General features: G+C 66.5%; 21 protein-coding genes. 15 read left to right on the forward strand and 6 right to left on the reverse strand.

Annotated elements, in window-relative coordinates; all coding sequences use genetic code 11:
* The first annotated feature begins 64 nt into the window (after nt 1-64).
* From sppA to C1876_RS13345, 3 genes are all read left to right on the forward strand, one after another.
* Entirely contained in the window at nt 65-1,132 is a 1,068-nt protein-coding gene (gene sppA, locus C1876_RS13335; protein WP_114547219.1) for a signal peptide peptidase SppA, read from the forward strand.
* On the forward strand, nt 1,113-3,140 hold the full coding sequence (locus tag C1876_RS13340; RefSeq protein WP_114547220.1) for a methionine--tRNA ligase: 2,028 nt from the start codon (nt 1,113-1,115) through the stop codon (nt 3,138-3,140). Before sppA ends, C1876_RS13340 begins: the two co-directional genes overlap by 20 nt.
* Before the next feature lie 225 nt (nt 3,141-3,365).
* Entirely contained in the window at nt 3,366-3,884 is a 519-nt protein-coding gene (locus C1876_RS13345) for a methyltransferase family protein (protein WP_114547221.1), read from the forward strand.
* On the opposite strand, the gene C1876_RS13350 is transcribed toward C1876_RS13345, so the two are convergent.
* The 3 genes from C1876_RS13350 to C1876_RS13360 all read right to left on the reverse strand — a co-directional run bounded on the left by C1876_RS13350 (nt 3,881) and on the right by C1876_RS13360 (nt 6,636).
* Complete coding sequence (locus C1876_RS13350) at nt 3,881-4,444, reverse strand: molybdopterin-binding protein (protein ID WP_114547222.1); 564 nt, start codon at nt 4,442-4,444, stop codon at nt 3,881-3,883. The genes C1876_RS13345 and C1876_RS13350 overlap by 4 nt on opposite strands.
* Nucleotides 4,445-4,532: 88 nt before the next feature.
* A complete protein-coding gene (locus C1876_RS13355) occupies nt 4,533-5,033 on the reverse strand; it encodes a molybdopterin-binding protein (RefSeq protein WP_114547223.1) in 501 nt (166 codons plus the stop codon).
* Between the two features lie 13 nt (nt 5,034-5,046).
* The gene (locus C1876_RS13360; RefSeq protein WP_114547224.1) at nt 5,047-6,636 is read right to left on the reverse strand and encodes a molybdopterin-dependent oxidoreductase; all 1,590 of its coding nucleotides are present in this window, start codon (nt 6,634-6,636) and stop codon (nt 5,047-5,049) included.
* A gap of 338 nt (nt 6,637-6,974) precedes the next feature.
* On the opposite strand from C1876_RS13360, the gene C1876_RS13365 reads away from it, so the two are divergent.
* Nucleotides 6,975-8,483 (forward strand): helix-turn-helix transcriptional regulator, encoded by a 1,509-nt coding sequence (locus tag C1876_RS13365; RefSeq protein WP_114547225.1) that lies wholly within the window; start codon nt 6,975-6,977, stop codon nt 8,481-8,483.
* Nucleotides 8,484-8,581: 98 nt separating this feature from the next.
* On the opposite strand, the gene C1876_RS13370 is transcribed toward C1876_RS13365, so the two are convergent.
* Nucleotides 8,582-9,664, reverse strand: coding sequence for a molybdopterin-dependent oxidoreductase (locus tag C1876_RS13370; protein ID WP_114547226.1), 1,083 nt, complete (start codon nt 9,662-9,664; stop codon nt 8,582-8,584).
* Between the two features lie 9 nt (nt 9,665-9,673).
* Nucleotides 9,674-11,473: a molybdopterin-dependent oxidoreductase gene (locus tag C1876_RS13375; protein WP_114547250.1), complete on the reverse strand. Its 1,800-nt coding sequence runs from the start codon at nt 11,471-11,473 to the stop codon at nt 9,674-9,676.
* A 351-nt stretch (nt 11,474-11,824) separates the two neighbouring features.
* On the opposite strand from C1876_RS13375, the gene C1876_RS13380 reads away from it, so the two are divergent.
* The 3 genes from C1876_RS13380 (at nt 11,825) to C1876_RS13390 (ending at nt 15,190) form a co-directional block, all read left to right on the forward strand.
* On the forward strand, nt 11,825-13,384 hold the full coding sequence (locus C1876_RS13380) for a helix-turn-helix transcriptional regulator (protein WP_114547227.1): 1,560 nt from the start codon (nt 11,825-11,827) through the stop codon (nt 13,382-13,384).
* A 69-nt stretch (nt 13,385-13,453) separates the two neighbouring features.
* Nucleotides 13,454-13,933 (forward strand): ribonuclease HI, encoded by a 480-nt coding sequence (gene rnhA / locus C1876_RS13385; RefSeq protein ID WP_114547228.1) that lies wholly within the window; start codon nt 13,454-13,456, stop codon nt 13,931-13,933.
* Between the two features lie 123 nt (nt 13,934-14,056).
* Nucleotides 14,057-15,190: a coiled-coil domain-containing protein gene (locus C1876_RS13390; RefSeq protein WP_114547229.1), complete on the forward strand. Its 1,134-nt coding sequence runs from the start codon at nt 14,057-14,059 to the stop codon at nt 15,188-15,190.
* Nucleotides 15,191-15,264: 74 nt separating this feature from the next.
* Here the strand turns inward: C1876_RS13390 and yihA are convergent, their stop codons facing one another.
* Nucleotides 15,265-15,846: a ribosome biogenesis GTP-binding protein YihA/YsxC gene (gene yihA / locus C1876_RS13395; RefSeq protein ID WP_114547230.1), complete on the reverse strand. Its 582-nt coding sequence runs from the start codon at nt 15,844-15,846 to the stop codon at nt 15,265-15,267.
* Nucleotides 15,847-16,053: 207 nt separating this feature from the next.
* Here yihA and C1876_RS13400 point away from each other — a divergent pair, with 207 nt between their 5' ends.
* From C1876_RS13400 to C1876_RS13435, 8 genes are all read left to right on the forward strand, one after another.
* Nucleotides 16,054-16,332, forward strand: coding sequence for a DUF6110 family protein (locus C1876_RS13400; RefSeq protein WP_114547231.1), 279 nt, complete (start codon nt 16,054-16,056; stop codon nt 16,330-16,332).
* A gap of 6 nt (nt 16,333-16,338) precedes the next feature.
* Nucleotides 16,339-18,420 (forward strand): heavy metal translocating P-type ATPase, encoded by a 2,082-nt coding sequence (locus C1876_RS13405; protein ID WP_114547232.1) that lies wholly within the window; start codon nt 16,339-16,341, stop codon nt 18,418-18,420.
* A gap of 319 nt (nt 18,421-18,739) precedes the next feature.
* Nucleotides 18,740-19,144: a hypothetical protein gene (locus C1876_RS13410; RefSeq protein WP_244910151.1), complete on the forward strand. Its 405-nt coding sequence runs from the start codon at nt 18,740-18,742 to the stop codon at nt 19,142-19,144.
* Nucleotides 19,145-19,322: 178 nt separating this feature from the next.
* Nucleotides 19,323-20,132, forward strand: a complete 810-nt coding sequence (rpsB, locus tag C1876_RS13415; protein WP_114547233.1) for a 30S ribosomal protein S2 — start codon at nt 19,323-19,325, stop codon at nt 20,130-20,132.
* A gap of 111 nt (nt 20,133-20,243) precedes the next feature.
* Nucleotides 20,244-21,110, forward strand: a complete 867-nt coding sequence (gene tsf / locus C1876_RS13420; RefSeq protein WP_114547234.1) for a translation elongation factor Ts — start codon at nt 20,244-20,246, stop codon at nt 21,108-21,110.
* A 220-nt stretch (nt 21,111-21,330) separates the two neighbouring features.
* Entirely contained in the window at nt 21,331-22,620 is a 1,290-nt protein-coding gene (murA, locus tag C1876_RS13425; RefSeq protein WP_114547235.1) for a UDP-N-acetylglucosamine 1-carboxyvinyltransferase, read from the forward strand.
* An 11-nt stretch (nt 22,621-22,631) separates the two neighbouring features.
* Nucleotides 22,632-24,125, forward strand: a complete 1,494-nt coding sequence (locus C1876_RS13430; protein WP_114547236.1) for an LCP family protein — start codon at nt 22,632-22,634, stop codon at nt 24,123-24,125.
* Between the two features lie 58 nt (nt 24,126-24,183).
* The gene (locus C1876_RS13435) at nt 24,184-24,417 is read left to right on the forward strand and encodes a NifU family protein (protein WP_114547237.1); all 234 of its coding nucleotides are present in this window, start codon (nt 24,184-24,186) and stop codon (nt 24,415-24,417) included.
* The last annotated feature ends 8 nt before the right edge of the window (nt 24,418-24,425 follow it).

Below are 24,425 nucleotides of genomic sequence, written 5' to 3' on the forward strand. Positions count from 1 at the left end.
CCGTTTGGGTGCGGTTCCGTGTCGCATGCGGTAGTATGGGCTGATGCACGATCGAGGAGGTAACATGTCTCAAGATACCAACTGGCAGCAGCAGGTGTGGCAGCAGCCGGCCGCTCCGCAGCAGCCGACCCCGCAGGCTGCCCCGTACGGATACGCACCGCAGCAGCCCCCCAAGAAAAGTAAAGGTTGGATCGTCGGTCTCGTGGCCGTCGTGCTCGTCTTCGCCCTGCTCGCGCTGGGTATGTGGTCGTGCACGTCCGTCATGTCCTCGTCGTTCGGCACCATGGGCGCGCTCGGCTCGGCGGTATCGAGCGACGACGCCGATATGCTGACGAGCGATGCCGTGGCCATCATCGACATCGACGGCACCATCCAGTACGACGGCACCACGTCGAGCCCCGAGGGCCTCAAGGCGCAGCTCGACCGCGCCGAGAAGAACTCCCACATCAAGGCCGTCGTGCTGCGCGTGAACTCCGGCGGCGGCACCGCTACCGCGGGCGAGGAGATGGCCGACTACGTGCGCCAGTTCTCCGAGCGCACGAGCAAGCCCGTCGTGGTTTCGAGCGCTTCGCTCAACGCGAGCGCCGCCTACGAGATATCCTCGCAGGCCGACTACATCTACACGGCGAAGACCACGGCCATCGGCGCCATCGGCACGGCCATGCAGATCACCGACCTGTCGGGTCTCATGGAGAAGCTGGGCATCAGCGTCGACAACGTGACGAGCGCCGACAGCAAGGATTCGAGCTACGGCACGCGCCCCCTCACCGAGGAGGAGCGCGCCTACTACCAGGACCAGGTCGACCAGATCAACGAGACGTTCATCCAAACCGTGGCCGAGGGCCGCGACATGAGCGTCGAGGAGGTGCGCGCGCTGGCCACGGGCCTCACGTTCACCGGCATGACCGCGGTCGAGAACGGCCTGGCCGACGAGATCGGCACGAAGGAGGATGCCGTGGCGAAGGCGGCCGAGCTGGCGAACGTCACGCATTACACGACGGTCACGCTTCAGCCGAAGGCGTCCGGCAGCCTGTCCACCCTGCTCGATCTCATGTCCGAAAACGACATTTCCACCGACGATATCGCCCAAGCACTGAAGGAGCTGGACAACGATGGCAGCATCGCGCAATAGCAACGAACGCACCACCTGGCCGAAGCGCGCCGTCGTCACGGCGGGCATGCCCTACGGCAACAAGCCGCTGCACTTCGGCCACATCGCCGGCGTGTTCGTGCCGGCCGACGCCTTCGCACGCTTCCTGCGCGACCGCATCGGCGCGTCGAACGTGCGCTTCATCAGCGGCACCGACTGCTTCGGCTCGCCCATCAACGAGGGCTATCGCAAGCTCGTGGAGGCGGGGGAGTTCGACGGTTCCATCGCCGACTACGTGCAGAAGAACCATGAGGCGCAGAAGGCCACGCTCGACGCCTACGACATCAGCCTGTCCATCTACGAGGGGTCGGGCATGGGCCACTCGGGCGACGTGCACCAGCTGATCAGCGAGAAGTTCATCGAGAAGCTGCACGAGAACGGCCATTTGCAGCGCCGTGCCACGCTGCAGTTCTACGACGCCGAGGCGAACACGTTCCTCAACGGCCGCCAGGTGGTGGGCCGCTGCCCCGTGCAGGGCTGCAAGTCCGAGCACGCCTACGCCGACGAGTGCGATTTGGGCCACAGCTATTCGCCCGAGGACCTCATCGCGCCGAAGTCGTCGCTCACCGGCACGACGCCCGAGATGCGCCCCGTGGAGAACTGGTACTTCGACCTGCCCGCGTTCGCCGACTTCTTGCGCGGCCATGTGGCGGCGCTCGAGGCCGATCCCGAGGTGCGCGCCATCGTGGCGCAGACCATCAAGGAATTCCTCGCGCCGCCCGTCGTGTACATCAAGAACGACGCGCGCGAAGCCTACGAGGCCGTGGCCGGCGAGCTGCCTGCGCACGAGCTGCGCGAGCCCGAGAAGGGCAAGCAGAGCTTCGAGATCGAGTTCGCCACCATCGACGACCGCGATGCGGCGCGCGAGGTGCTCGGGCGGGCGGGAATCCGCTTCCGCACGGGCAAGGCGCTCGTGCCGTTCCGCATCACGGGCAACATCGAATGGGGCGTGAAGGCCCCGGTCATCGACGGCCTCGAGGGTCTCACCGTGTGGTGCTGGCCCGAGAGCCTGTGGGCGCCTATGTCGTTCACCATGGCCGTCAACGACAAGATGGGCCTGCCGCGGGGCAGCTGGCGCGATTTCTGGTGCTCGGAGGATGCCGAAGTGTACCAGTTCATCGGCCAGGACAACCTGTACTTCTACGGGGTTGCCCAGCCGGCGCTCATCGAGGCGCTGCGCCCGGGCGACATCCTCGCGCCCGGCACCACCGAGCATCCCATCCGCCAGACGACGCTCGTGGCGAACCACCACATCCTGTTCGGCGACAAGAAGGCGTCGTCGTCGGGCGCGGTGAAGCCGCCCACGGCCGACGAGCTGCTGGAATTCTACACCGTCGAACAGCTGCGCGCGCACTTCCTGGCGCTCGGCCTCGACCAGAAGTCGGTGGGCTTCAAGCCCAAGCCGTTCCTCGCCACCCCCGAGGAGCTGGCCGACGCGCGCGTGGCCGACCCGGTGCTCAAGGAGGGCGCGCTGCTCACCAACGTGTTCAACCGCCTGGCCCGCAGCTGCTTCTACGAGGCGCAGAAGAACTTCGAAGGCTACCTGCCGCTCGGCGAGGTGTCCGCCGACGTCGTGGCGAAGGTGCATGAGGTGCTGCGCGCCTACGACGAGACGATGCATCGCGTGGAGCTGCACACCATCATGTCGATCATGGACGAGTTCATCCGTTGGGCGAACAAGCGCTGGTCCGACGGCATCCGCGAAGCCGAGCTGGAGGGCAACGAGGAGGTGCGCCGCCAGGTGCTCGTGGACTCGTTCTTCCTGCTGCGTATGGTCACGCTGCTCATGCACCCCGTGGTGCCGACCGGCTCCGAGAAGATCTGCGACTACCTCAGCTTCGAGTTCGACGACTTCTTCAGCTGGAACTACGACTTCGAGAACATGGACGAACTGTGCAGCGCCGGCGAAATCACCGAGGGGCGCCACCGCATCCGCGAACTCCCGCCCCGCTTCGACTTCTTCGCCAAACACCCAAGCCAGTATAAGTAGGAGGGTTGGGGGCGCCTTTTCCTTTTTTGGCGCGGGGGATTGTTGGGGATGCGGGCATCCCCAGCCGCGCCGATCGCACGCCGCGTCCGTCCCGAATCGGCGCGGCACGCGCCCCTTCGCCCGTAGGTTGCCTCCCGCGCCCAAAAAGAAGGGGACCGCGCCCAAAAAGAAGGGGACGGCGCCAAGAAGAAGGGGACCGCGCCCAAGAAGAAGGGGGATTGCTTTATGGGGTTTCTGCTGGTCATCCCTTTGTTTCTCATCAGATTCGGCTTGCTGTGGGCCGTGAACAAGGATGCGCTTGCGCGGGCGGCGCATTTTGCGCCGTTGGTGGATCGCGAGAAGATCGCCTACGGGCTGTACCAGATCTCTAACGTCGCCCTCATCGTGTACCCGTGCTTCCTCAGCATCAAGCTGGAGCCGTCGTACCTGTTCGGCGCAGGGGTCGTCGTGTACGGGGCGGGCATCGTCCTGCTCGCCGTGTCGACGGTGCAGTTCGCCCATCCGTCGCCGAGCGGTCTTTTGGACCGCGGCATCTACCGCCTGTCGCGCAACCCGATGTACGTGGCGTACTTCCTGTACTTCGCCGGGTGCGCGCTGCTCCTGCAGTCCGTCACCATGCTCGTCCTCCTCGCGGTGTTCCAGGCGTCGGCCCACGGGATCGTCAAGGCCGAAGAACGATGGTGCCTCGCCACCTTCGGCGATGCCTACCGCACCTACATGAGCACCGTGCGCCGCTACCTCTAGGCCGCTACCTCGAAGGTGTGGGCCGCCGGCAGGGGCGAGCGCGTGCCGTCCTCGTTGACGGAGCGAGCGATCACCTTGTGGAGGCCCGTCTCGCGCGGCGTGAACGCGAAGCTCCACCACACCCATCGCTCGGCCGTGGCCCCGGTGGTCGGACACGTCTTCCACGTTTCGCCCTCGTCGAAGGACAGCTCCACGGCCGTGATGGCCCTGTCGAAGTCGTAGGCCCATCCCTCCAGCGTCATCGGCTCGTGCGCGGTTGCGCGGTACGCCGCTTTGATGGCCACGTTGGGCCGGTTCGTGAAGTCGTGTCCGTCGTCCTCGCACGCGGGGAGGGCGGGCGGTGCGGTCTCGATGGTGAAGGCGATGCCCACGATGTCGCGTACGAAGAGCTTGGCGGGAAGGCCCGGTATCCACAGCTGGTTGCCGGCGTGCATGACGTCGGCGATGTCCTCGCCGTTGATGCGGGACGCCACGACGGCGCCGCGGGCGAGGAGCGGTTGGAGCGGCAGCGACAGGACGTGCCCGTCGGCGGCGATGAACGTGACGGTGTTGCAGCGCATGAGCGTCTCCTCGTTCGTGGTGCGGATGCGGCGCCATCGGCCGCGAGGGCCGAGCCTTCCGGTCGATGGCGCCCGAGTTCGGTGGAAGCTAGCGGGCTTGGGCCCGGTCGGCGAGCGAGGCGAGAGACACGCCCTCGACCTCCGCGTTGGCGATGGCCCCGCCGCCCGCCACGTTCGACGCGCACGAGCAGGCCATCTCGTAGGCGTCGGTGCCGTCCTCGTCGGCCAGGTCGGAAAGCGTGGCGTTGAAACTCGCGTCCACGTCCCCGCCGACGGCGATGGGCCGTTGCTCCATCGTCTCGAAGTATGCGGGCATGTTCGCGCAGAGCACCGCCGCCGCTTTCGAGAACTGGGTGGAGATGTCGGCGGTGCTCGAGAGCACTTCCTGATCGAATCCGAAGACGCCTTCGACGTTCGCCTCCTTGACGATGCCGCCCGGCGCCTCGGTGCCCGCGCATGTCGCGGTATGCTGCAACGGGGCCTGCGCGCTGCCTTCGGCAAGCAGGGGCATCGCGGTCGACCCGGCGGACGCCGCCAGGGTCACGGCACCGAGGAGCGCCGTGATGGTTTTCGCGTTCGTGCTGTTCATGCGGTCCTCCTCGCTATTGGATGTGGAATACGGTGTTCACGTCCTGCGGTATGACGCGTCCGGTTTCGGTGGTCACGCGCAGGCGCAGGTCGTAGCTGCCGGGCTCCAGGTTGTCGATGCGGTACGTCCAGTAGACCCAGCGGTCGATGGTGGACGAGGTGGTGTCGCAGCTCTGCCACGTCGTTCCCGCGTCGAGCGAGAACGACAGGTCGGTCACCTGCTCGTTGTACCCGTCGGCATAGCCCTCGAACGTCACGGACGAGGTGTTCGTGAATATCTGGCCGTCGCGCACGTTCATGAACGCTGCGACCGGCTTGTTGAAGAACGTATCCTCGGTTCCGGGCACCAGCGTGCCGGGAACGTCGTTCTTCCATTTCGTCACGTCGGCGGCATCGGAGAACTGCAGCTCGGTGATGTAGCGGCGACTCGACGACGCGCCGGTGCCCTCGGTGAACATGGTGCAGGGATAACCGAGTTCGCTGGGAAGGTTCTCGCCGTTCATCTTGAAGGCCAGGATGGCCTTCTTCTCGATGAGCCAATCCACCTTGAACGTGGATTTCCCCTCTTCGCAGACGAGCGTCACCGCATCGCCTGTGACGCCCGCCATCTCGCAGATGGCCTCGAACGGGATGCCGGTGATTTCCGCGTTCGCGATGAACGCGTCGCCCACGCCGTTCGCGGAGCAGTTCATCTTCATGATGCGGGTTTCAAGGCGGTCTTCGGGGATGTCGACGAGCTTGAGGTCGAGCGGCGCGTCGACGAGGCCGTCCACGGCCACGACGCGCTCCTGCAGCACGGAATCGTCGCTGCTCGAGTGCAGGGCGATGCCGTTCGGGTCGGTGGAGGCCGACAGCTGGTAGAAAGCGAGGTCGTTGTCCGTGAGCACGTCCTGGTCGAACGAGAAGTCGCCCGAAACGTTCGCGACGGCGGTGAATCCCTGCATCACGTCGTACTTGACCTCGTCCCACAGGGGCATGTCGCCCGTTGCGGGGTCGATGTAGTGGCAGGACAGGCACGTGCCGTTCTTGTCGGTGAAGTTGTTGCTGTTGAGGTGCGCGTTATGGATGACGCTTCCCAGCTCGAGGCCCGAGCGGCCGAACAACGGCTTCTGCTGCCCGTCGTGGCAGGCGATGCATGTGGTGACCGACACGGGATCGTCGCCGTAGCTGCTCAGCCCGTTGTGGGAAATGGGACACCATTCCAGGGCGTTCTCGAGCGAGTGGCACGATGTGCACCCGCGCTCCTCGGCTTTGATGATGCCCACGTTGTAGCCGCGCGGGTCGTTCGGTACGGGCTGCACCTGCACGCCGTTGTCGAGCGTGGTGACGGTTGCCTTGTACAGCTCCTTGGAGTCCTCGTCGCGTTTCGTGCGGTTGGCCACGTAGTCTTCGAGCGCTGCCGGGTCGTCGAACACGCTGCGGTCGGCCTGCAGGTCGTATGATTTCGTGGTGCCGGGCGTTTCGTCGGCGGACGCGTTGTCCGTGGCCGCCTTCGGCTGGCAGGCGCAGAGGCCGAGCGCGAGCGTTGCCGTCATGCAGCAGGAAGCGAGGATGGCAAGCCTGTGCCTCGTTCCGTTCCGCCCTCTCGGTGATGGTGCGTTCATGGTTCCCCCTTGTTCATGGTTGGAGTCGTTGCGGGTCCCTGCGCCTTCTCCTTTCCTTCGGCGATGTGTCGGGACCGCTTTATCCTAGGCGGGAGGTGCGGGCGCCGCCATCGCCCAAAGGTTCGATCTTCGGCTTTTCCGCAGGGTATCGACCACTTTGGACGATCTCTCAACCGGGGGGTTGAGCAGGGTGCGCGCGAACATGCACCCCTTTTTGCGATGTGCTCCGCCCTCGGTTGTGCCATAATGGCGACCACAAGGGGCGGTCGTGGACACGGGCAGGGGGCCGGGGGTTCTTGACGAAACGGGAATCGGATAGAGGTGCACGCGCCCATCGCATGAGCGTGTCGGGCGTCATGGCGGCGGCGGGGTTCGGCTTGACGCTCGTATGGTGCATGCTCACGAGCCACACGAACGGTTTCACGTCCGCCACGCTCGGCGTGGAGACGCTTGCCAACCCGCGCTTCTTCTACCTGTTGGGCATCCTGCTGCTGGCCCTCGCGTTCGTGGCGGCGCCCCGCCTCCTCAAACGGTCCGATCGGGCGCTGCGCTACAGCATGCCGCTCGTGGCCTCGTTCGGCACGGCGTGCTACGGGCTCGCGTACCATCAGACGTTCCTCGATCCGGGGACGCTTGCCGTGGGCGGCCTGTTCGTGGTCGGCGTCGGCTTCTTCTGGTTCCTCGCGCGCTACAGCCTCATGCTGGCCCGCACGCAGGACTTCACCTGCGCGGTAGGGGCGGTGGTCATCGCGCTCGTGTTCAAGCTGCCCGTGGTGGCGGTGTTCAACCTCTACGCGTCTCCGGAAACGATGTTCGTCGTGGCGGTGGCGCTGCCGCTTGTTTCGGCGCTCGTGTTCGAGGCGGCCTGTGCGCGGGCGCGGCATGAGGCCGCCGCGCGCGGCGTCTCGTCGAAGGCGCGCACGGTGTACGGGGTTCCCGCGAAGCCGCGCGTCGCGGCGCCCGCGTCGCAGACGTTTCGCCGCAACATGTTCGTGCTGCTCGCGGTTTCCGCCGTGCTGCTCGCCGTCATCCGCTCGGTGAGCGACCTGGGCTTGTGGGGAAGCGCCGTCGCGGGCGAGTCGCTTCCATGGACGCTGCTCACAGGCACCGTCGTGCCGGCGGTCGTGCTGTCCGCCTTTGCGCTGCTCGCCCTCATCCGCATGGCCGACTTCACGCTGACCATGCGGTTTCAACCGGCGATCCTGCTCGTCATGGCGGGGCTGTTCGTCGTTGCGTTGCAGGCGAATCCCGAGAACGGCTCGCTGCCGTTTTTGGCCGACGTCATCCAGATCGACGAGCTGTGCGCGCACCTACTGTTCTGGACGGTGGTCGTCACGGCGCTCGACGCCCTCGACGTGCCGTCGTACCGGGTCATCGGCATCGCCGAGGCGTGCTTCGCGGCCGCGTCCATCGCCTGGATGCTCCTGTTCGGCACCACGCCCATCGTGAACAACGTCTACGTGCTGCTGGCCACGTACCTCGTGGTGATCGCCGCCATGTACGCGACGTGGCTCGGCGGACGGCGCCGGGCGGACGAGGCGGAAGGGGAGGGTGCGGCGCGCTCGACCGCCGGCGGTGCGTCGGCGCGCGGCGAGGACGGCGAACGGGCGATTGATTCGCCCCTTGTGGAAACCGTCGTCGAGACATGCCTGGGCATGGCGCGCCGCTATCGGCTGACCCCGCGCGAAACCGAGGTGTTCACCCTGCTCGCGCAAGGCCGCACGCGCGCGTTCATCCAGGACGAGCTCGTGCTGTCGGGAAGCACGGTGAAGACCCATATCAACCATATCTACGCCAAGCTCGACGTCCACGATCGCCAGGAGATGATGGACCTCATCTGGAGCTGACGAAGCGCCGAGCGAAAAAAGGGGCCCTGCCGGACGAACCGGCAAGGCCCCTTCGCGTGCGCGTCGTGCGCGCGGGGCGCACGACGTTCGTCCTCAGCCTAGGCCACGTGGAACTCGAGGGTGGCGGCGAGGGGGGACACGACGTCGTCGGCCGTTTTGGCGCGCACCGTCATGCGGTAGTCGCCCGCCTCGTCGAACGACGTGGTGAACTGCCAGTTCACCCACTTGTCGGCCGTGGCGCCGTCGGTGTCGCACGTCGTCCACGTGCGGCCGTTGTCGAACGAGAACTCGATGGCGGCGATGGGGCTGCCCAGATCGTCGGCCACGCCTTCGAACGTGATCTCGTCGCCTGCGTTGAACACGCAGTCGTCGGCGTAGTTCATGATGTTGATCTTGTTGCGGTAGCACGGGTCCATCTGCTGCACGTCGGGCTCCTGGGCCTCCTGCGTCAGCTCGATGTTCACGATGTCGCGCGTGAAGTAGCGCGCCACGGTTTCGGGCATCCACAGCTGCAGGCTCGACCCGGTGGCCGCGGCCAGCTCCTCGCCGTTCACCTGGTAGACCAGCAGCGCGTTCTTCTCGAGGGCGTAGCGCAGCGGCAGCGGCTGGCCGAAGCCGTCGGCGCCGTAGGCCGTGACGGTGTTCACGCCGTCCTCGAGGTCGGCCATCCCCACGACGGCCGCCAGCGGCACGCCCATGACGGCCGCCTGGCCGAAGGGCGAGCCCGTGGCGCACGAGCACGCCATCATGGTTTCCTGGCTGGCGTCCTCGGCCAGGTCGCGCACGTCGATGGTGAAGTTCTTCTTCACGTTGCCGCCCACGTTCACGTAGAAGTTGGCAACGCCGCCTTCCGTGTCGATGAGCTCGCTCGCGGGTTTGGAGCACATGCTGGTCAGCGCCGCGCCGAACACGTTGAACAGCTCGTCGTTGGGGGTGACGCCCTCCTGGTTGAAGGCGAACGTTCCCTGCAGGTTGGCGACGGATACGAACGAGGCGTCGCCTTCGTCGAACCACTGCGCCAGCACTTCGTTGTCGCCCACGGTGTGCGTCGTGGCGATCGGGTCCGCGTCGGCGGTCTGCGGCAGCCCGGCTGCGGCGCCGAATGCGCCCGCCGCGCCGATCATGAGCAGCGCCCCTCCGGCCACGCCGCCCGCGATCTTCTTGGGGGTATAGTGAGCCATGGCGTCCTCCTATTCGCTCTTGCTCTCGGTTGCGGCCGCTTCAACCTTCGGGGGGATGAGCGACGCGCTCTGCAGCACGGTGGTTTCCTCGGGGCTGGGCAGCTTGTCCTTGGCGTTGAACATGACGGTTTGGGTTTCGAAGCTCACCATGCCGCTCTCGGTGGTGGCGCGCACGGTGAGGCAGTAGGCCCCTTCAAGCTCGGGTTTGTAGGAGTACGTCCACCACACCATCTTGTTGCGGTCGGTGTCGCCCAGGTCGTAGGACGTCCACGTTGCGCCGCGGTCCATGGAGAACTCCACGCTGGCGATCTTCTCGTCGTAGCCGTCCACGTAGCCCGTGAACTCGTAGGGCTGGCCGTTCTGCACGAGCAGGCCGTCGGGCACGCCGAGAATGGTGGCGTTGGGCTTGTTCATGGGAACGTCGGCCTCGTTCTGCCACCCGTTCGGGTTGCCGGCCCACTTGTCGGTGTAGTCGATGTCCTCGTCGGTGACATGATAGGTGTCGATCTGCTTCGAGTTGATCTGCGCGTCCACGCCCTCAACCCAGTTCGTGCACGGGTAGCCGCGCGTCGCGTCGAGGTACTCGCCGCCGATCTTGTACACGAGCAGCGCCTCGTCGTCGTCCACCTTGTTCACGGGGAAGGCGCGCTTCGAGCTGCCGTCGGCGCGCAGCGCGCGCACGCCGGTGGTACCCTCGGTATAGCCGCCGGCCTTCTCGATGAGCCAGCTCACGGGAATGCCGGTGACCTCGGTGTTCGTGACGCCGCCGCCACCCACCGGGTTCCAGTTGCACACCATCTTCGACGTCTTCGTCACCACGGCGCCCGCGGCTTCGGCCTCTTTGATGAGGTCGGGCAGCTTGGCCGTGTACGCGGCGTTCACGGTACCGTCGACGGTGATGGTCCACTCGTCGAACAGGCTCTGCGGCATCTCGAGGTCGAGGCCGTTTACGCCCGCGCCGTGACGCATGTTGTCGTAGTAGGCGTGCATCCAGTCGTAGGAGAACACGCCGCTCTGATCCTGGGTCTTCTCCTGGTCGATGGAGAAGGTGCCCTGCACGTTCTCAACGTCGTTGATGCCCCACAGGCGCTCGTACTTCGCGAGGTCCCATAGCTCCAGGCCCTTGCCGTTCTCGGTGGCGTTGTGGCAGGACATGCAGTCGCCTTCGTACTCGTTCTTGAACTCGCTCTTCGTGCGGGCGCCGAAGTGGATGCCGTGCATGAGCGTGCCGAACTCGTACTGCTTCGAGATGTACCCCGGAGCGTAGGAGTGGCAGAACAGGCACTGCTGCAGCGTCGTCTTGTTGTCCAGCTCGTCGTTCCAGGCTACCGGGTGCTCGTAGGGCAGGTTCTTCAGCAGCGCGTTCATGTCGGCGTGGCACGATTCGCAGCCGCGGTTGTCGGCGTCGAGCCAGTAGGTGTTGTACGAGTTGGAGCCGGCCTGAATCTGCCAGGCGTCTGGGTCCACCGCGTACTCCGTGGGCGTGCGCTGCACCATCTGCCCGTTCGGCAGCGTGCGCACCTCGGGCGCGTATTCGTCCGCCACCTGATCCCAGCGGTCCCACAGCCCGTCGAGGTATTCCTTGCCGGGATAGAACTCTTCGTTGATGTCGTCGTTCGTGGTGCCCTCTGCGCCATCGATGATGGCCTGTTGTTCGGGCGTGAGATTCTGCTCCTGCTTCGCGGCGCCGTTGTCGGCCGCCGGAGCGGTGCGTGCGGTCTCGGACTGCTGCGGTGCGCACCCCGCCGCCAAGCCGAGCGTGCAGGCCGCGCAGGTGGCCACGATGATGGCCTTCTTGTTGAACCTCATGCATCCCCCTTTCATCGTCTCGAATCCTTGTCGTCCGGAGCGCGTCGTGCCGGCTCGTCTGGCCTCGGCCTCCCTTCGTCCCCCTGGTGCGAGCGGCGTGCGTCGGACCCGTCCATCCTATGCCGACGCGTCCGCGCGCACTATCACCCAAGCGTCCGATTCGCATCGTCCCCGGTGATCGGGGCATCGGACACTTTGGGCGATGTTCCCGATCGAGGTACATCCGCGCCGAACGCTGACGGCCAACATGATATTTGGGGGTGCGGGCGAACGGCTGCCGTGCGATAATGGGGAACGGCCGCCCGGGCGGCGGCCGGCAGGGGCTAAGGGGAGCAACGGGGAATCTCAATCATGGGCAAACGCGGTTTGCATATCAATCCGGTGGGAGTGCTCGCTTCGGGCGGGCTCGGGCTCAACCTCGTGTGGTGCACCTTGATGGGGCACACGCTGGGGTTCATGTCGAGCGCCATCGGCATGGAGACGTGGGTCAACCCGCGCCTGTTCTTCCTGGCGGGCATCCTCGTGTTCGCCGTGTGCTTCGCCGGTATGCCGCGGGTGCTCAAGCACGCCGACGGCATGCTGCGCTTCGTGCTGCCGCTGCTCTCGGCGTTCGGCACGGCGTGCTTCGGCATGTCCTTTCACCAGACGTTCTTCAATCCCGGCGTGCTTGCCGTGGGCGGGCTGTTCATCGCCGGCGTGGGCTACTTCTGGCTGGCCGCGCGCTTCTGCCTGCTGCTCGCGCGCACGCAGGGCTACGTGTGCGCGGTGGCCAGCATCGCGGGCGGCCTCGTGGTGAAGCTGCCGGTGCTGCTCGTGCTGAGCGCGTTCGCCAGCCCCAACGTGCAGGTGGTCATCGCCATCATCATGCCCATCGCCACGGCGCTGCTGTTCGAGACAGCCTGCGCCATGGCGCGCGATCGAGCCGAACGCACCGCGGAAGGGGAGTCCGCGTCCCGCTTCGCCCCCGCCGCCGACGGTCCCGGCGCCGCGGTTCGCGCCCGCACGGTGTTCGGCGTGCCGGCCATACCGCGCACGCGCCAGCACACGTCGGCGGCGGAGCGGCGCACCATGCTCGTGCTGCTGGCCATCGCCGCGGTGGTGCTCGCGGTCATCCGCTCGGTGAGCTACCTCGGCATGTGGGGCGACACGAACGCGAACATCTCCACGGCGCTGCCGTGGTTCACGGCGGTGGTGATCCCGGCGGCCTGCGTGGCCGTGTTCGCCTACGGCGCGCTCGCGCGCATGGCCGACACCGCGCTGCCCATCCGCTTCCAACCGGCGCTGCTGCTCATTCTCGTGGGCCTGTTCGTGGTGGCCATCCAGGCGAACCCCACGGGCGCCTCGCTCGGCTTCCTCACCGACGTCATCCAGATCGACGAGCTGTTCGCGCACCTGCTGTTCTGGACGGTGGTGGTGACGGCGCTCGACGTGCTCGACGTGCCGTCGTACCGCGTCATCGGCGTGGCGGGCACCGTGTACGCGGGGGCGTCCATCGCGTGGGTGGTGCTGCTCAGCCGCGCCGCCATCGTGGACACGCTGCTCGTCATGCTGGCCACGTACGCCTTCGTGGTCGTCGCGCTGTGCGCCGTGTGGTTCGTGCCGCAGCGGGGCGGGGCGGGCGGCGCGCTGGGAGGCCGGGACGCCGGCGACGAGGCGCCTGCCAACGAGGATGACGCCGCGCAGCCGCTCGCGCGCACCGTGTCGGACACGTGTTTGGAGATGGCGCAGCGCTACGGCCTGTCGCCGCGCGAGACCGAGGTGTTCACCCTGCTCGCGCAAGGCCGCACGCGCGCGTTCATCCAGGACGAGCTCGTGCTGTCCGGCAGCACCATCAAGACGCACGTGTCGCACATCTACGCGAAGATGGACGTGCACGACCGCCAAGAGATGATGGATCTGATCTGGAACTGACGCGCCCGCCCCGCCGCTCGTGGTATGATACCCACCCGATTTTGTTCGAGTTTGGCGAAAGGCGCTCCCATGCACGTAGACATCTTCACCGACGGCGCGGCACGCGGCAACCCGGGGCCGGGCGGTTACGGCACGGTGATGCGCTTCACCGATTCGAAGGGCGTGCGTCACGAGAAGGAGCTGTCGCAGGGCTACGAGCACACCACGAACAACCGCATGGAGCTCATGGCCGTGGTGGCGGGCCTTGAAGCGCTCAAGCGCCCGTGCTCCATCACGCTGTACTCCGACTCGCAGTACGTGGTGAACGCGTTCAACCAGCATTGGGTGGAGGGATGGCTCAAGCGCGGGTGGAAGAACGCGAAGAAGGAGCCCGTGAAGAACGTGGATATCTGGAAGCGTCTGCTTGCCGCCAAGGAGATGCACGACGTCGAGTTCGTGTGGGTGAAGGGCCACGCCGGGCACCCCGAGAACGAGCGCTGCGACGAGCTTGCCACCGCGGCCGCCGACGGCGAGGGCCGCATCTGCGACACGGGGTTCAACGGGGCGTAGAAGCACGTTCGGGTTCGTATGACGTTCCTGTTTGATTTCCAACTTGTTTCGTGGGAGAACTACCTGATCTGGTAGACTGGATCGCAGTGTATACACGTATCGAACGCAGGTGGAGGTCCCCACATGCAGCAAGCAACATGCGCCCGCAAGGGCGTGTTCGCCGGAGTAGTCGCCGCCGCCCTCGCGGCATCCCTCATGATTCCCTCCCTGGCATACGCCGATCCCTCCGCAAGCGAGAAGCAGGCTGAAGCGCAGGCGGCCCTCGCATCGCTCAACAGCATGCAGAGCACGCTCGACCAGGCCGCCATCGTCTACGACGAGGCGCTGGCCGCGCAGCAGGATGCCGAAGCCAAGCGCGACGAAGCGCAGGCGCGCATCGAAGAGGCCACCGGCCAGATCGCCGATTTGCAGGATCGCCTGGGTTCCCGCGCACGCAGCATGTACCGTGCGGGTGGCAGCTCCTTCCTCGATTTGCTCTTGGGCGCTACGACGTTCCAGGAGTTCTCAACCGGGTGGGACCTGCTCAATACCCTGAACGAGAACGACGCCGACCTCGTGCAGCAGACGAAGGACCTGCGCGCCGAGGTGCAGGAGCAGGAAGCCACGCTCGCCGAGCAGCAGCGCGTTGCCACCGAGAAGGCCGATGAGGCCCTGCGTTCCAAGAACGAGACCGCATCCACGATGTCCGCCATGCAGGCCACCTACGACGGCCTGAGCGCCGAGGCCACCGAGCTGCTCGAGCAGGAGCGCGCCGCCCAAACCGCCGCCGAAGCCGCCAAGGCCCAGTCGGTGGTCGACGAGGCCGTGAAGCAGGCCGAGAACGCCGGCGACAACGGCAACTCCGGCAACAACGGCGGTGGCGGCGATACGCCGTCGCCGAGCCCGTCCCCTGCGCCCAACCCGACGCCGGCTCCCGACTACAACGAGCCCATCGCGGGCGGCGTCGTCGAGCGCGCGTACAGCCAGCTCGGCAAGGCGTACGGCTACGGCGATCCCAGCTACGGCGCCGGCCCCACGGCCTACGACTGCTCCGGGTTCGTCTCGTTCTGCCTGAGCGGCAGCTACTCGCGCATGGGCAGCACCTCGACGTTCTTGGGGTGGGGCCGCGTCACCAACCCGCAGCCGGGCGACGTCGCGGTCAACGATGGGCACTGCGGTATCTACATCGGCAACAACCAAATGATTCACGCGGCCACGTACGGCGTCGGCGTGATCATCGGCCCGGTGCAGAGCGGCATGGTGTTCGTTCGCCCGTAGCATCCAACCCACATCGAGACAAACGAAAGGCGGCCCAAGGGCCGCCTTTCTCGTGCAGGGGGAGGAGGGTTTGCTTACCTCACGCTGCTTTTGATGAGCGAGCGCAGCTCGTCGATGCCGGTGCCCTTTTCGGCCGAGCTCACCACGAGCGGCACGTCGGCTCCCAGCTTTAGCTGCTTCTTGAGGGCGGCCTTCTGCTTGAGCTGCTGCTGACGGCTCAGCTTGTCGGCCTTCGTGAGCACGACGGCGAACGGCAGCCCAGCCTCCTGCAAGAAGCCGATCATGTTCACGTCCAAGTCCGACGCATCGTGGCGGATGTCCACGAGCGACACCACCAACGCGAGGTCGCGTTCCTGGTTGAAGTAGCCCTCGATGAGTTCCGACCAGCGCTCTTTCTCGGACTTCGACACCTTGGCGTAGCCGTAGCCCGGCAGGTCGACGAAGCGCACGCCGTCGCACGAGAAGAAGTTGATGGTGGCCGTCTTGCCCGGCGTCTGCGACACCTTCGCCAAGCCCTTGCGGTTGAACAGCTTGTTCAGCAGCGACGACTTACCCACGTTCGAGCGCCCCGCGAACGCGATCTCGGGCATGGTCGAAGGCGTGAGCTGCGACGAGACGCCGAACGATCGCTCAAAGGCCACATTGTTGATGTTCATGGAAGTTCCTCGCTTTCCGGTATGCGTCCATGGTACCCGAACGGGGGCGCACGCGGGGGCGGGGCAGGCCAAAGCCCGCGCTTTCCCCATGTCGCATGCAACGTCGATGCATATAGTTAGCCATGATTGACTTTGTTACCGTCCCGCGATATGCTTGAAAAGTTAGCGTAATGTAACATCAAAGGACGTTCGAGAGAGAGGCCAGGCATGGGATTCAAGAAGAAGAGCGGATTGCTGGTGGGAGCTGGGTTTCTGCTGGGCACGGTGGGCGTGAAGGCCCTCACCAGCCCCACGGCGAAGAAATGCTACGTGCAGGGCGTTGCACAGGGGCTGCGCGCGAAGGCTTCGTACGAATCCATCGTCGAGCAGGCGAAGGCCGAAGTCGACGACATCGTGGCCGAAGCCACGTACATCAGCGTGACGGGCGCGGACGACGGTGCGACGCCCGAAACCGCGGCGGCGTCCGACGATCAGCCTGCAAAGTAGCGGACGATGGAGTACGCTATCGTCCACGAGATTCCCGGACGGGTGCGCATACGGCTCGCCGGTCCGGTGCCGCTGTGCGATCTCGACGCGCTCTACCACGTGCTGCACGCGTGTCCGGCGGTGGAGCGCGCCACGGTGTACCCGCGTATCGGCGCCCTTGCCGTGAGCTATCGACCGGTGCAGGGAGCGCGGCAGCAGGTGCTCGACCATATGGGTTCCATCGACCGCGCGACCATCGACGGGGCCCGCGCGCGCGGTGGGCTTGAGCTTGCGCCTCGAACGCACACCCTGTTAATGTACCTCGCGCAGCTCGTGGGGTCGTACGTCGTACGTCGGTGGCTCCTTCCGAAACCCGCCGCCGTCCTCATGTCGGTGTGGCGGTACCGCGGGTTTCTGGCGATGGCGTTGCGCTCGCTCGGGCGCGCGCGGCTCGATGTGCCCGTGCTGGACGCGGCGGCCATCGGCATGTCGTTCGTCAAGCGCGACCCCAAAACGGCGGGGGAGACGATGCTGCTGCTGCGGCTCGGCGAGACGCTTGAGGAGTACACGCGCTCGCGCTCCGAGCGGGCGCTCGTCGACGCGCTGCTCGACTTGCCCGAGACGGCGCAGCTCGTCAAGGGCGATCAGGAATTGCAGGTGCAGGCCTCCCAGCTCGAGCCCGGCGACCTCATCGCGGTGCGCACCGGCATGCCCGTGTGCGTGGACGGCGAAGTGGTGCGCGGTACGGCCATGGTGAACCAGGCGGCCCTCACGGGCGAGCCGCTGGCCGTGGAGCGCCGCGTGGGCGACGGCGTGTTCGCCGGCACGGCAGTGGAGGACGGCGAGATCGTCGTGCGCGTGACGGCCGACGTGAAGGAGACGAAACTGCGCTCCATCGCGTCGCTGGTGGAGCGGGCGGAATCGCTCAAATCCGATACCCAGTCGCGCATGGAGCGGCTGGCCGACCGCATCGTCCCCTGGAACTTCCTGCTGGCCGGCGCAGTGGCGCTCGCCACGCGCAGCTTGGCGAAGACGTCGGCTGCGCTCATGGTGGATTATTCGTGCGCCCTCAAGCTCACCGGCTCCATCGCCGTGCTCGCCGCCATGAGGCAGAGCGCGCAGGCCGGGTTCACCGTGAAGGGCTCGAAGCACTTCGAGGCCCTGGCGGCGGCCGACACCATCGTGTTCGACAAAACCGGGACGCTCACCGAGGCGACGCCGAACGTGGCGTGCGTGCTGGCCTTCGACGGTTGGAATCGCCGCGAGGTGCTCAGGCTGGCCGCGTGCCTCGAGGAACATTTCCCCCATCCCGTCGCCCGCGCCGTCGTGCGCGCCGCGGCGGAGAAGAACCTCAAGCACCGCGAGCGCCACGCCGACGTCGAGTACCTCGTCGCGCACGGGATAGCCTCGTCGCTCGACGGCAAGCGCGTGGTCATCGGCTCGGAGCACTTCGTCGTGGAGGACGAGGGCATCGCGGTATCCGAAGAACAGCGACGCCGCATCGCCGAGGAGGGCGAGGGGCTGTCCCCCTTGTACCTGGCCGTCGACGGCGCGCTCGTAGGCGTCATCGGCATCGATGATCCGCTCAAAGAGGATGTGGCGCGCTCCATCGCCGCGCTGAGGGGCCTCGGGTTCAACCGCGTCGTCATGTTGACGGGCGACGGGGAACACACGGCCCGTCGCATCGCCGAGGCCGCCGGGGTGACGGAGTACCGCGCGAACCTGCTTCCCGAGGACAAGTACGCCGTGGTGGAGCGCTTGAAGGCGGAAGGGCGCACGGTGGTCATGGTGGGCGACGGCGTGAACGACGCGCCGGCCTTGTCGCTTGCCGACGTGGGCATTGCCATGGGGCAGGGCACCGCCGTGGCGAAGGAGGTGGCCGACGTCACGCTCACGGGCGGCCATCTGGACGCCCTCGTCACGCTGCGCACGCTGAGCGTGGGGCTGACGAATCGCCTGAACGCATCGTTCCGCGAGGTCATCGCCATCAACTCCGCCCTCCTCGCGGCCGGCATCACCGGCAGCATCACCCCGCAAACCTCGTCCCTGCTCCACAACGCCACCACCGTGGCCTTGAGTTTGAGGAACGGGGGAGGGTACGGGGCCTAGCGGGAGAACGCACGCTCGAAGGGCCCCTCGACGCTCGCAAGAGCCGTCGGGGGCCCGCCTGCGGCGTTCGGGCATGCACTCTACAGCCGTCTCAATCGCCGTCGCAAAACCTGTCAATGGCCGGTGCTGACAACTCCCGGTTGTCAAGAACGCCGGGAAACGCATCCGAAAGTTGGTTGAGGTACTCGCCGTTTTGGTGCAAGATGGGGGGGGAAGGCGAGCGAGAGGAGAACCCTATGAGCTTCCGAGACAATCTCCAGCATGTGCGCAGTACGCATGATTTGAGCCAAGCCCAGCTCGCCGCGCTGCTCGGCGTGGCATGACGGCCGGCGTTTCGATCGTCATCCACCTTATCGGCGTCGCGGTCGGCCTTTGCTTCTTCGTTCCGGCGTATCGGAGCCATGCGGCGTTTCGCGAGAAGCATCCGGTGGTCGAGGATTTCTATGCGCCGCAAGAGAAAGCGGAGGCCCGCCGCTGGAAAACGCGTGGCATCGTTGCCGCCGTCGCGCTCGTGGTGCTGGGCTTCTACACGCCGGGTATGCTCGCGACGTTCCATATGTACAACCAATTCCCCTCGCTGGTGCTGTTTACGTGCTTCGCCGCGGCGGCCGCCCTGTTCGTGTATTCCGTCATGATGGACCGCCGTGTCGACGTGTCCTCCTACAACGGCGCACCCGACTTCACGATCCAATCCCTCCTTCGAGGGCGTCGTACTGGCGCCTGATCTTCGTTGTCGCCACGGCGTCTTTTCACTTCTCGCTTGCAAACGCGCGGGGGCGTGGTATACTTCTGCAGTTTCTAATTACGCATGCTTGCGCGACTCGCTCCGCTAGTGGCCAACTGAAAAAGGCTGCGGAGTTCGGGGATGACCGTAAGCAGAGGACTAACGAATGGAGAGAGTCATGACGAAAGTCAGCATTACTTCGCTGCTCGATGCGGGCAGCCACTTCGGCCATCAGACGCGCCGTTGGAACCCCAAAATGAAGCCGTACATCTTCGGCAGCCGCGGGGACATCTACATCATCGACCTCAAGCAGACGCTCGTGGGCCTCGACCAGGCGTACACGTTCGTGTCCGAGCTGGCCAAGAAGGGCGGCACCGTGCTGTTCGTGGGCACGAAGAAGCAGGCTCAGGAAGCCGTCGCCGACGCTGCCAACAAGTGCGGCATGCCCTACGTGAACGCCCGCTGGCTCGGCGGTATGCTGACGAACTTCGTCACCATCCGCTCCCGCGTGAACCGCATGGAGGAGCTCGAGGCCATGGAGGCCGACGGTCGCATGGCCGTGCTGCCCAAGAAGGAGCAGATCCTGCTGCACAAGGAGCTGTCCAAGCTGCAGACGAACCTCAACGGCATCCGCAACATGAAGCGCGTGCCCGACGCCGTGTTCGTGATCGACACGAACCGCGAGGCCATCGCCATTCATGAGTCCCGCCGTCTCGACATCCCCGTGGTGGGCACGCTCGATACGAACTGCGATCCGGACGACGTCGATTTCGGCATCCCTGCCAACGACGACGCCATCCGCTCGGTCCGCCTGCTGGCCGACTTCATCGCCGACGCCGTCATCGCCGGCGTGGGCGTGCCGGTGACCGCCGCCGACATGGCCGCCGAGCCGGTCGTCGAGGCCGCCGCTGCCGAGGCTGCTGTCGCCGACGCCGTCGCCGAGGTTGCCGTCGAGGCCGCCGAGGCTGCTGCGCCTGCCGCTGAATAAGCTGCCGCGCAACCCCCTGCACTGACCGCGCCGTCCCGCTTTCGAGCGGGGCGGCGCTTGAGACCCGCGCCGCGCCCCAAGGTCGCGGCATCGTGAGAGAAAGGAACAACCGTGGCTGACATCACCGCTTCGCTCGTCAAGGAGCTCCGTGAGATGACCGGCGCCGGCATGATGGAGTGCAAGAAGGCGCTCGTCGAGGCTGAGGCCGACCTGGAGAAAGCCATCGACGTGCTGCGCACGCGCGGCCTCGCCGCCGTTGCCAAGAAGGCCGGCCGTGCCACCAACGAGGGCACCGTCATGGCCATCGTCTCCGACGACGCCAAGACCGGCGCCGTCGTCGAGCTCAACTGCGAGACCGACTTCGTGGGCATGAACGACAAGTTCAAGGCCTACGCCGACAAGATCGCCAAGGCCGCCATGGCCGCCAAGCCGGCCGACCTCGACGCCCTCAAGGCCGCCGACGCCGATGGCGAGACGGTTGAGGCTGTCGTGACCGACGCCATCCACACGCTCGGCGAGAACATCCAGCTCGCCCGCTTCGCGGTGGTGGAGGGCGGCGCCGTGTCGTCCTACATCCACGGCGGCGGCAAGATCGGCGTGCTCGTGCAGTTCGACGTCGAGGGCATCGACCCCGCGTCCGACGGCTTCAAGGCCTACGGTCGCGACGTGGCCATGCAGGTTGCCGCTGCGGCTCCGGTTGCCGCGACGCGCGAGGCCGTCGACCCGGCCATCGTCGAGCATGAGAAGTCCATCTACATGGCGCAGGCTGCCGAGTCCGGCAAGCCCGAGGCCATCCAGGAGAAGATGGCCACCGGCCGTCTGGAGAAGTTCTTCAAGGAGAGCACCCTCACTGAGCAGCCCTTCGTGAAGAACCCGGATCAGTCCGTGAACGAGTACACGGCCGAGGTTGCGAAGAACCTGGGCGGCGAGATCAAGATCGTCGACTTCAAGCGCTTCGTCCTGGGCGAAGAGGCGTAAAGCCCCTTCCTCAAACGTGCAGGTGCAAGACCCGGAGCCTCGGCTCCGGGTCTTTTCGTGTCCGCCCTCATCAGCCCTTCTGCTTTCGTTGTGATGAGGGTGGGCGCGCCGCCCGGCTGTTCCTATAATGGAGTATCGCAACGCATGCGCCGCCAGCGGCGCTCACCACCCAACGACACCAACGCCCGAACCCCCTGCGGCGGGCGCGGAGGATGCTTCCATGGCTGAAGAAATCATCATCGTGCAAGGCAACAACACGCTCGCCGGCGACGTCGCCGTGGCGGGTGCGAAGAACTCGGCGCTCAAGCTCATCGCCGCCGCGCTGCTCGGCCAGGGCGAAACCGCCATCCACAACGTGCCGCTCATCTCCGACATCAGCATCATGTCCGACGTGCTGCGCTGCCTGGGCGCGCAGGTGACGCGCGACGGCCACACGCTCGTCGTGGACACGTCGGACGTCGACAAGCACGAAACCCCCTACGAGCTCGTGTCGAAGATGCGCGCGAGCATCTCGGTGCTCGGCCCGCTCGTCGGTCGCTTCGGACGGGCCCGCGTGGCCATGCCGGGCGGCTGCCAGATCGGCGCGCGCAAGATCGACATGCACCTCGTGGGGCTCGAAGCCATCGGCGTGGAATTCTCCATCGACCACGGTTTCCTCGAGGCCACCACGCCGAACGGCCTGCACGGCGCGCACGTCCTGCTCGACTTCCCCAGCGTGGGGGCGACGGAGAACCTGCTCATGGCCGCAGTGGTGGCCGAGGGCGTCACCGTCATCGAGAACGCCGCGCGCGAGCCCGAAATCGTCGACCTCGCGAACATGCTCGTGGCCATGGGCGCGCGCGTGACGGGCGCGGGTTCGGCCATCATCGAGGTGGAGGGCGTGGAGCTGAGCGCGCTGCACCCCTGCGAGCACACCACGGTGGGCGACCGCATCGAGGCCGGCACCTTCCTGGCCGGCGGCGCGCTCACGGGCGGCCCCGTGACGGTGCACGGCATCGATCCGTCGTATCTGCGCATGGCGCTCATGAAGTTTGAGGCGATGGGCTGCGACGTCGCCACGGGCGACGATTGGATCACCGTCGGACGCACCCGTCCGCTTGCGCCCATCGACTTGCAGACGTTGCCGCACCCCGGCTTCCCCACCGACCTCCAGGCCCAGTTCATGCTGCTGGCCGCGTTCGCCGACGGCATGTCCGTCATCACCGAGAACGTGTTCGAGAACCGCTTCATGTTCGCCAGCGAGCTCATGCGCATGGGCGCCGACATCGCCATCGAGGACCATCACGCCCTCGTGCGCGGCGTGGACGAGCTGCAGGGCGCCGACGTGTCGTCCACCGACCTGCGCGCCGGCGCAGCCCTCGTGCTGGCCGGCATCGTGGCGGAGGGAGAGACCCGCGTCCACAACATCGGCCATATCGACCGCGGCTACGAGGACTACGCGGGCAAGCTGGCCGCCCTCGGTGCCGACGTCGTGCGCACCGACCCCGATCAAACACGGTCCGCGTGCTAGCGGGATAGCGTATGGTGAACAAACGCAAGCAGGGTTTCACGCAAACCCGCTCCAAACTCACGTCGCGCCGCATGCGCACGGCCACGGTGGGCACGCACGTGCCGCGCCGCTCGTCGCGCTATATGAACGGCGAGTCCATGGGCTTCTCGAGCCCGCGCAAGCAGAAGCGCGCCTCCCGCGGCATCGTGGACACCATCCTGCCCACCACCGCGTCGGGGGAGAGCTCGTCGCAGTACGCCCGCCGCGTGAGCCGCCGTGAGTTCACGCAGGACATCCAGCGCAAGGCGCGCATCCGCCGCATCCTCGTGCTGGCCGTCTGCCTCGTCGTGGTGGCGTGCATCGCCGTGGGCGTGGGCGTGGCCACGTTCTTCGGCTCGCTCGACGGCAAGCTGGCGCTCAAGAACTCCGACGCCTCCTCGGCCCTCATCGCGCCGAAGGCCGACGCGAAGGCGTACTACACGCTCGTGTCCGCCGACCTCGACCTTCCCGGCTCCGCGAGCGCGCAGGACGGTCCCGACGCGTTCGCGCTCGTGCGCGTGGACCAGGCGTCGCGCACCGTCACCGTGGTGTCCATCCCGCCCACGCTGCAGGTGTCGCTCAAGGACGGCAAGACCCATCCGCTGCGCGACGCGCAGACGCAGGAGGGTGACGCCTCGCTCATCACCGCCGTGTCCAACTTCGCGGGAGTCGACGTGGCCCATTACGTGAAGACGGACGCCGAGGGCATCGCGAAGCTCGTCGACGCGCTCGGCGGCATCGAGGTGAACGTCGCCGAAGAGGTGGACGACCCGAACGCGGGCGATGCGTACCTGCCGGCGGGCACGCAGGTGCTCGACGGGGCCAAGACGCTCACGCTCTTGCGGGCGAGCAACTTCGCGGACGGCCTCGACGTGCAGACGGCGAACCAGCGCGCGGTTCTCACGGCGCTCTCGCTGCGCCTGCTCGGCGACGGCTCGCTCGGCTTCCTCACGACGCTCGACGGCGTGGGCGGCGCGTTCCAAACCGACCTGTCGGCAACCGCGGCGCTCTCCATCGCCGACGCGATGCGCGGCATGGACGCCTCCACGGTGTACGGCGCGCTCGTGCCGGGCTACGAGACCACGCGCGACGACGTGACCACGTACGTGGCTTCGACCGACGGCTGGAAGAGCATGATGGAGCTCGTGGAGTCCGGCGCCGAGCCGGTGGTGGAGCAGGCGGTCAACCAGGTCGACCCGGGCAGCTTCACCATCACCGTGCGCAACGGCTCGGGCGTGACGGGCGGGGCGAACCAGATCGCCGACACGCTGAAGGATCGCGGTTTCGACGTGACCGAGACGGGCAACACCGACACGTACGCCTACGACGAGACGCTCGTGGTGTACAACGACGATGCGTTCAAGGACGCGGCGGAAACCGTGGTGTCCACGCTCGGCATGGGCCGCACGGTGGCCGGCGCCGGTTTCTACACGTTCGACACCGACGTGTTGGTGGTTCTCGGCAAGGATTGGAAGCCCACGTCGTAGACTGTGGTAGAATCGGCAACCGATACGGAAGTTTACAAGTTCGAAGAAGGAGCTTTTCATGGTAGAGAAGAACGATGTGGCGGCAGTGCTCGAGCTCATCCGTCCGAGCCTGCAGGCCGACGGCGGCGACGTGCGCCTTGTGGACGTGAGCGAAGACGGCGTGGTGTCCGTCGAGCTGCAGGGTGCCTGCAAGGGCTGCCCGATGTCCCAGATGACGCTGGCCAACGGCGTGGAGCGCATCCTCAAGGAGCGCGTGCCGGGCGTGACGAAGGTCGTGCCGGCGGATCTGTAAGCCGGACG

It is taken from the genome of Eggerthella sinensis, from assembly GCF_003339815.1.
In the GTDB taxonomy this organism is placed as follows: domain Bacteria; phylum Actinomycetota; class Coriobacteriia; order Coriobacteriales; family Eggerthellaceae; genus Eggerthella; species Eggerthella sinensis.

Coding starts and splice junctions, on each gene's coding strand:
- rpsB (WP_114547233.1), top strand. CDS start 19,323: ATGACGAAAGTCAGCATTACTTCGCTGCTCGATGCGGGCAGCCACTTC.
- rnhA (WP_114547228.1), top strand. CDS start 13,454: ATGCACGTAGACATCTTCACCGACGGCGCGGCACGCGGCAACCCGGGG.
- C1876_RS13410 (WP_244910151.1), top strand. CDS start 18,740: ATGACGGCCGGCGTTTCGATCGTCATCCACCTTATCGGCGTCGCGGTC.
- C1876_RS13435 (WP_114547237.1), top strand. CDS start 24,184: ATGGTAGAGAAGAACGATGTGGCGGCAGTGCTCGAGCTCATCCGTCCG.
- C1876_RS13390 (WP_114547229.1), top strand. CDS start 14,057: ATGCAGCAAGCAACATGCGCCCGCAAGGGCGTGTTCGCCGGAGTAGTC.
- C1876_RS13375 (WP_114547250.1), bottom strand. CDS start 11,473: ATGAGGTTCAACAAGAAGGCCATCATCGTGGCCACCTGCGCGGCCTGC.
- C1876_RS13360 (WP_114547224.1), bottom strand. CDS start 6,636: ATGAACGCACCATCACCGAGAGGGCGGAACGGAACGAGGCACAGGCTT.
- C1876_RS13405 (WP_114547232.1), top strand. CDS start 16,339: ATGGAGTACGCTATCGTCCACGAGATTCCCGGACGGGTGCGCATACGG.
- C1876_RS13340 (WP_114547220.1), top strand. CDS start 1,113: ATGGCAGCATCGCGCAATAGCAACGAACGCACCACCTGGCCGAAGCGC.
- C1876_RS13365 (WP_114547225.1), top strand. CDS start 6,975: ATGAGCGTGTCGGGCGTCATGGCGGCGGCGGGGTTCGGCTTGACGCTC.
- C1876_RS13380 (WP_114547227.1), top strand. CDS start 11,825: ATGGGCAAACGCGGTTTGCATATCAATCCGGTGGGAGTGCTCGCTTCG.
- sppA (WP_114547219.1), top strand. CDS start 65: ATGTCTCAAGATACCAACTGGCAGCAGCAGGTGTGGCAGCAGCCGGCC.
- C1876_RS13350 (WP_114547222.1), bottom strand. CDS start 4,444: ATGCGCTGCAACACCGTCACGTTCATCGCCGCCGACGGGCACGTCCTG.
- C1876_RS13400 (WP_114547231.1), top strand. CDS start 16,054: ATGGGATTCAAGAAGAAGAGCGGATTGCTGGTGGGAGCTGGGTTTCTG.
- murA (WP_114547235.1), top strand. CDS start 21,331: ATGGCTGAAGAAATCATCATCGTGCAAGGCAACAACACGCTCGCCGGC.
- C1876_RS13370 (WP_114547226.1), bottom strand. CDS start 9,664: ATGGCTCACTATACCCCCAAGAAGATCGCGGGCGGCGTGGCCGGAGGG.
- C1876_RS13345 (WP_114547221.1), top strand. CDS start 3,366: ATGGGGTTTCTGCTGGTCATCCCTTTGTTTCTCATCAGATTCGGCTTG.
- C1876_RS13430 (WP_114547236.1), top strand. CDS start 22,632: ATGGTGAACAAACGCAAGCAGGGTTTCACGCAAACCCGCTCCAAACTC.
- C1876_RS13355 (WP_114547223.1), bottom strand. CDS start 5,033: ATGAACAGCACGAACGCGAAAACCATCACGGCGCTCCTCGGTGCCGTG.
- yihA (WP_114547230.1), bottom strand. CDS start 15,846: ATGAACATCAACAATGTGGCCTTTGAGCGATCGTTCGGCGTCTCGTCG.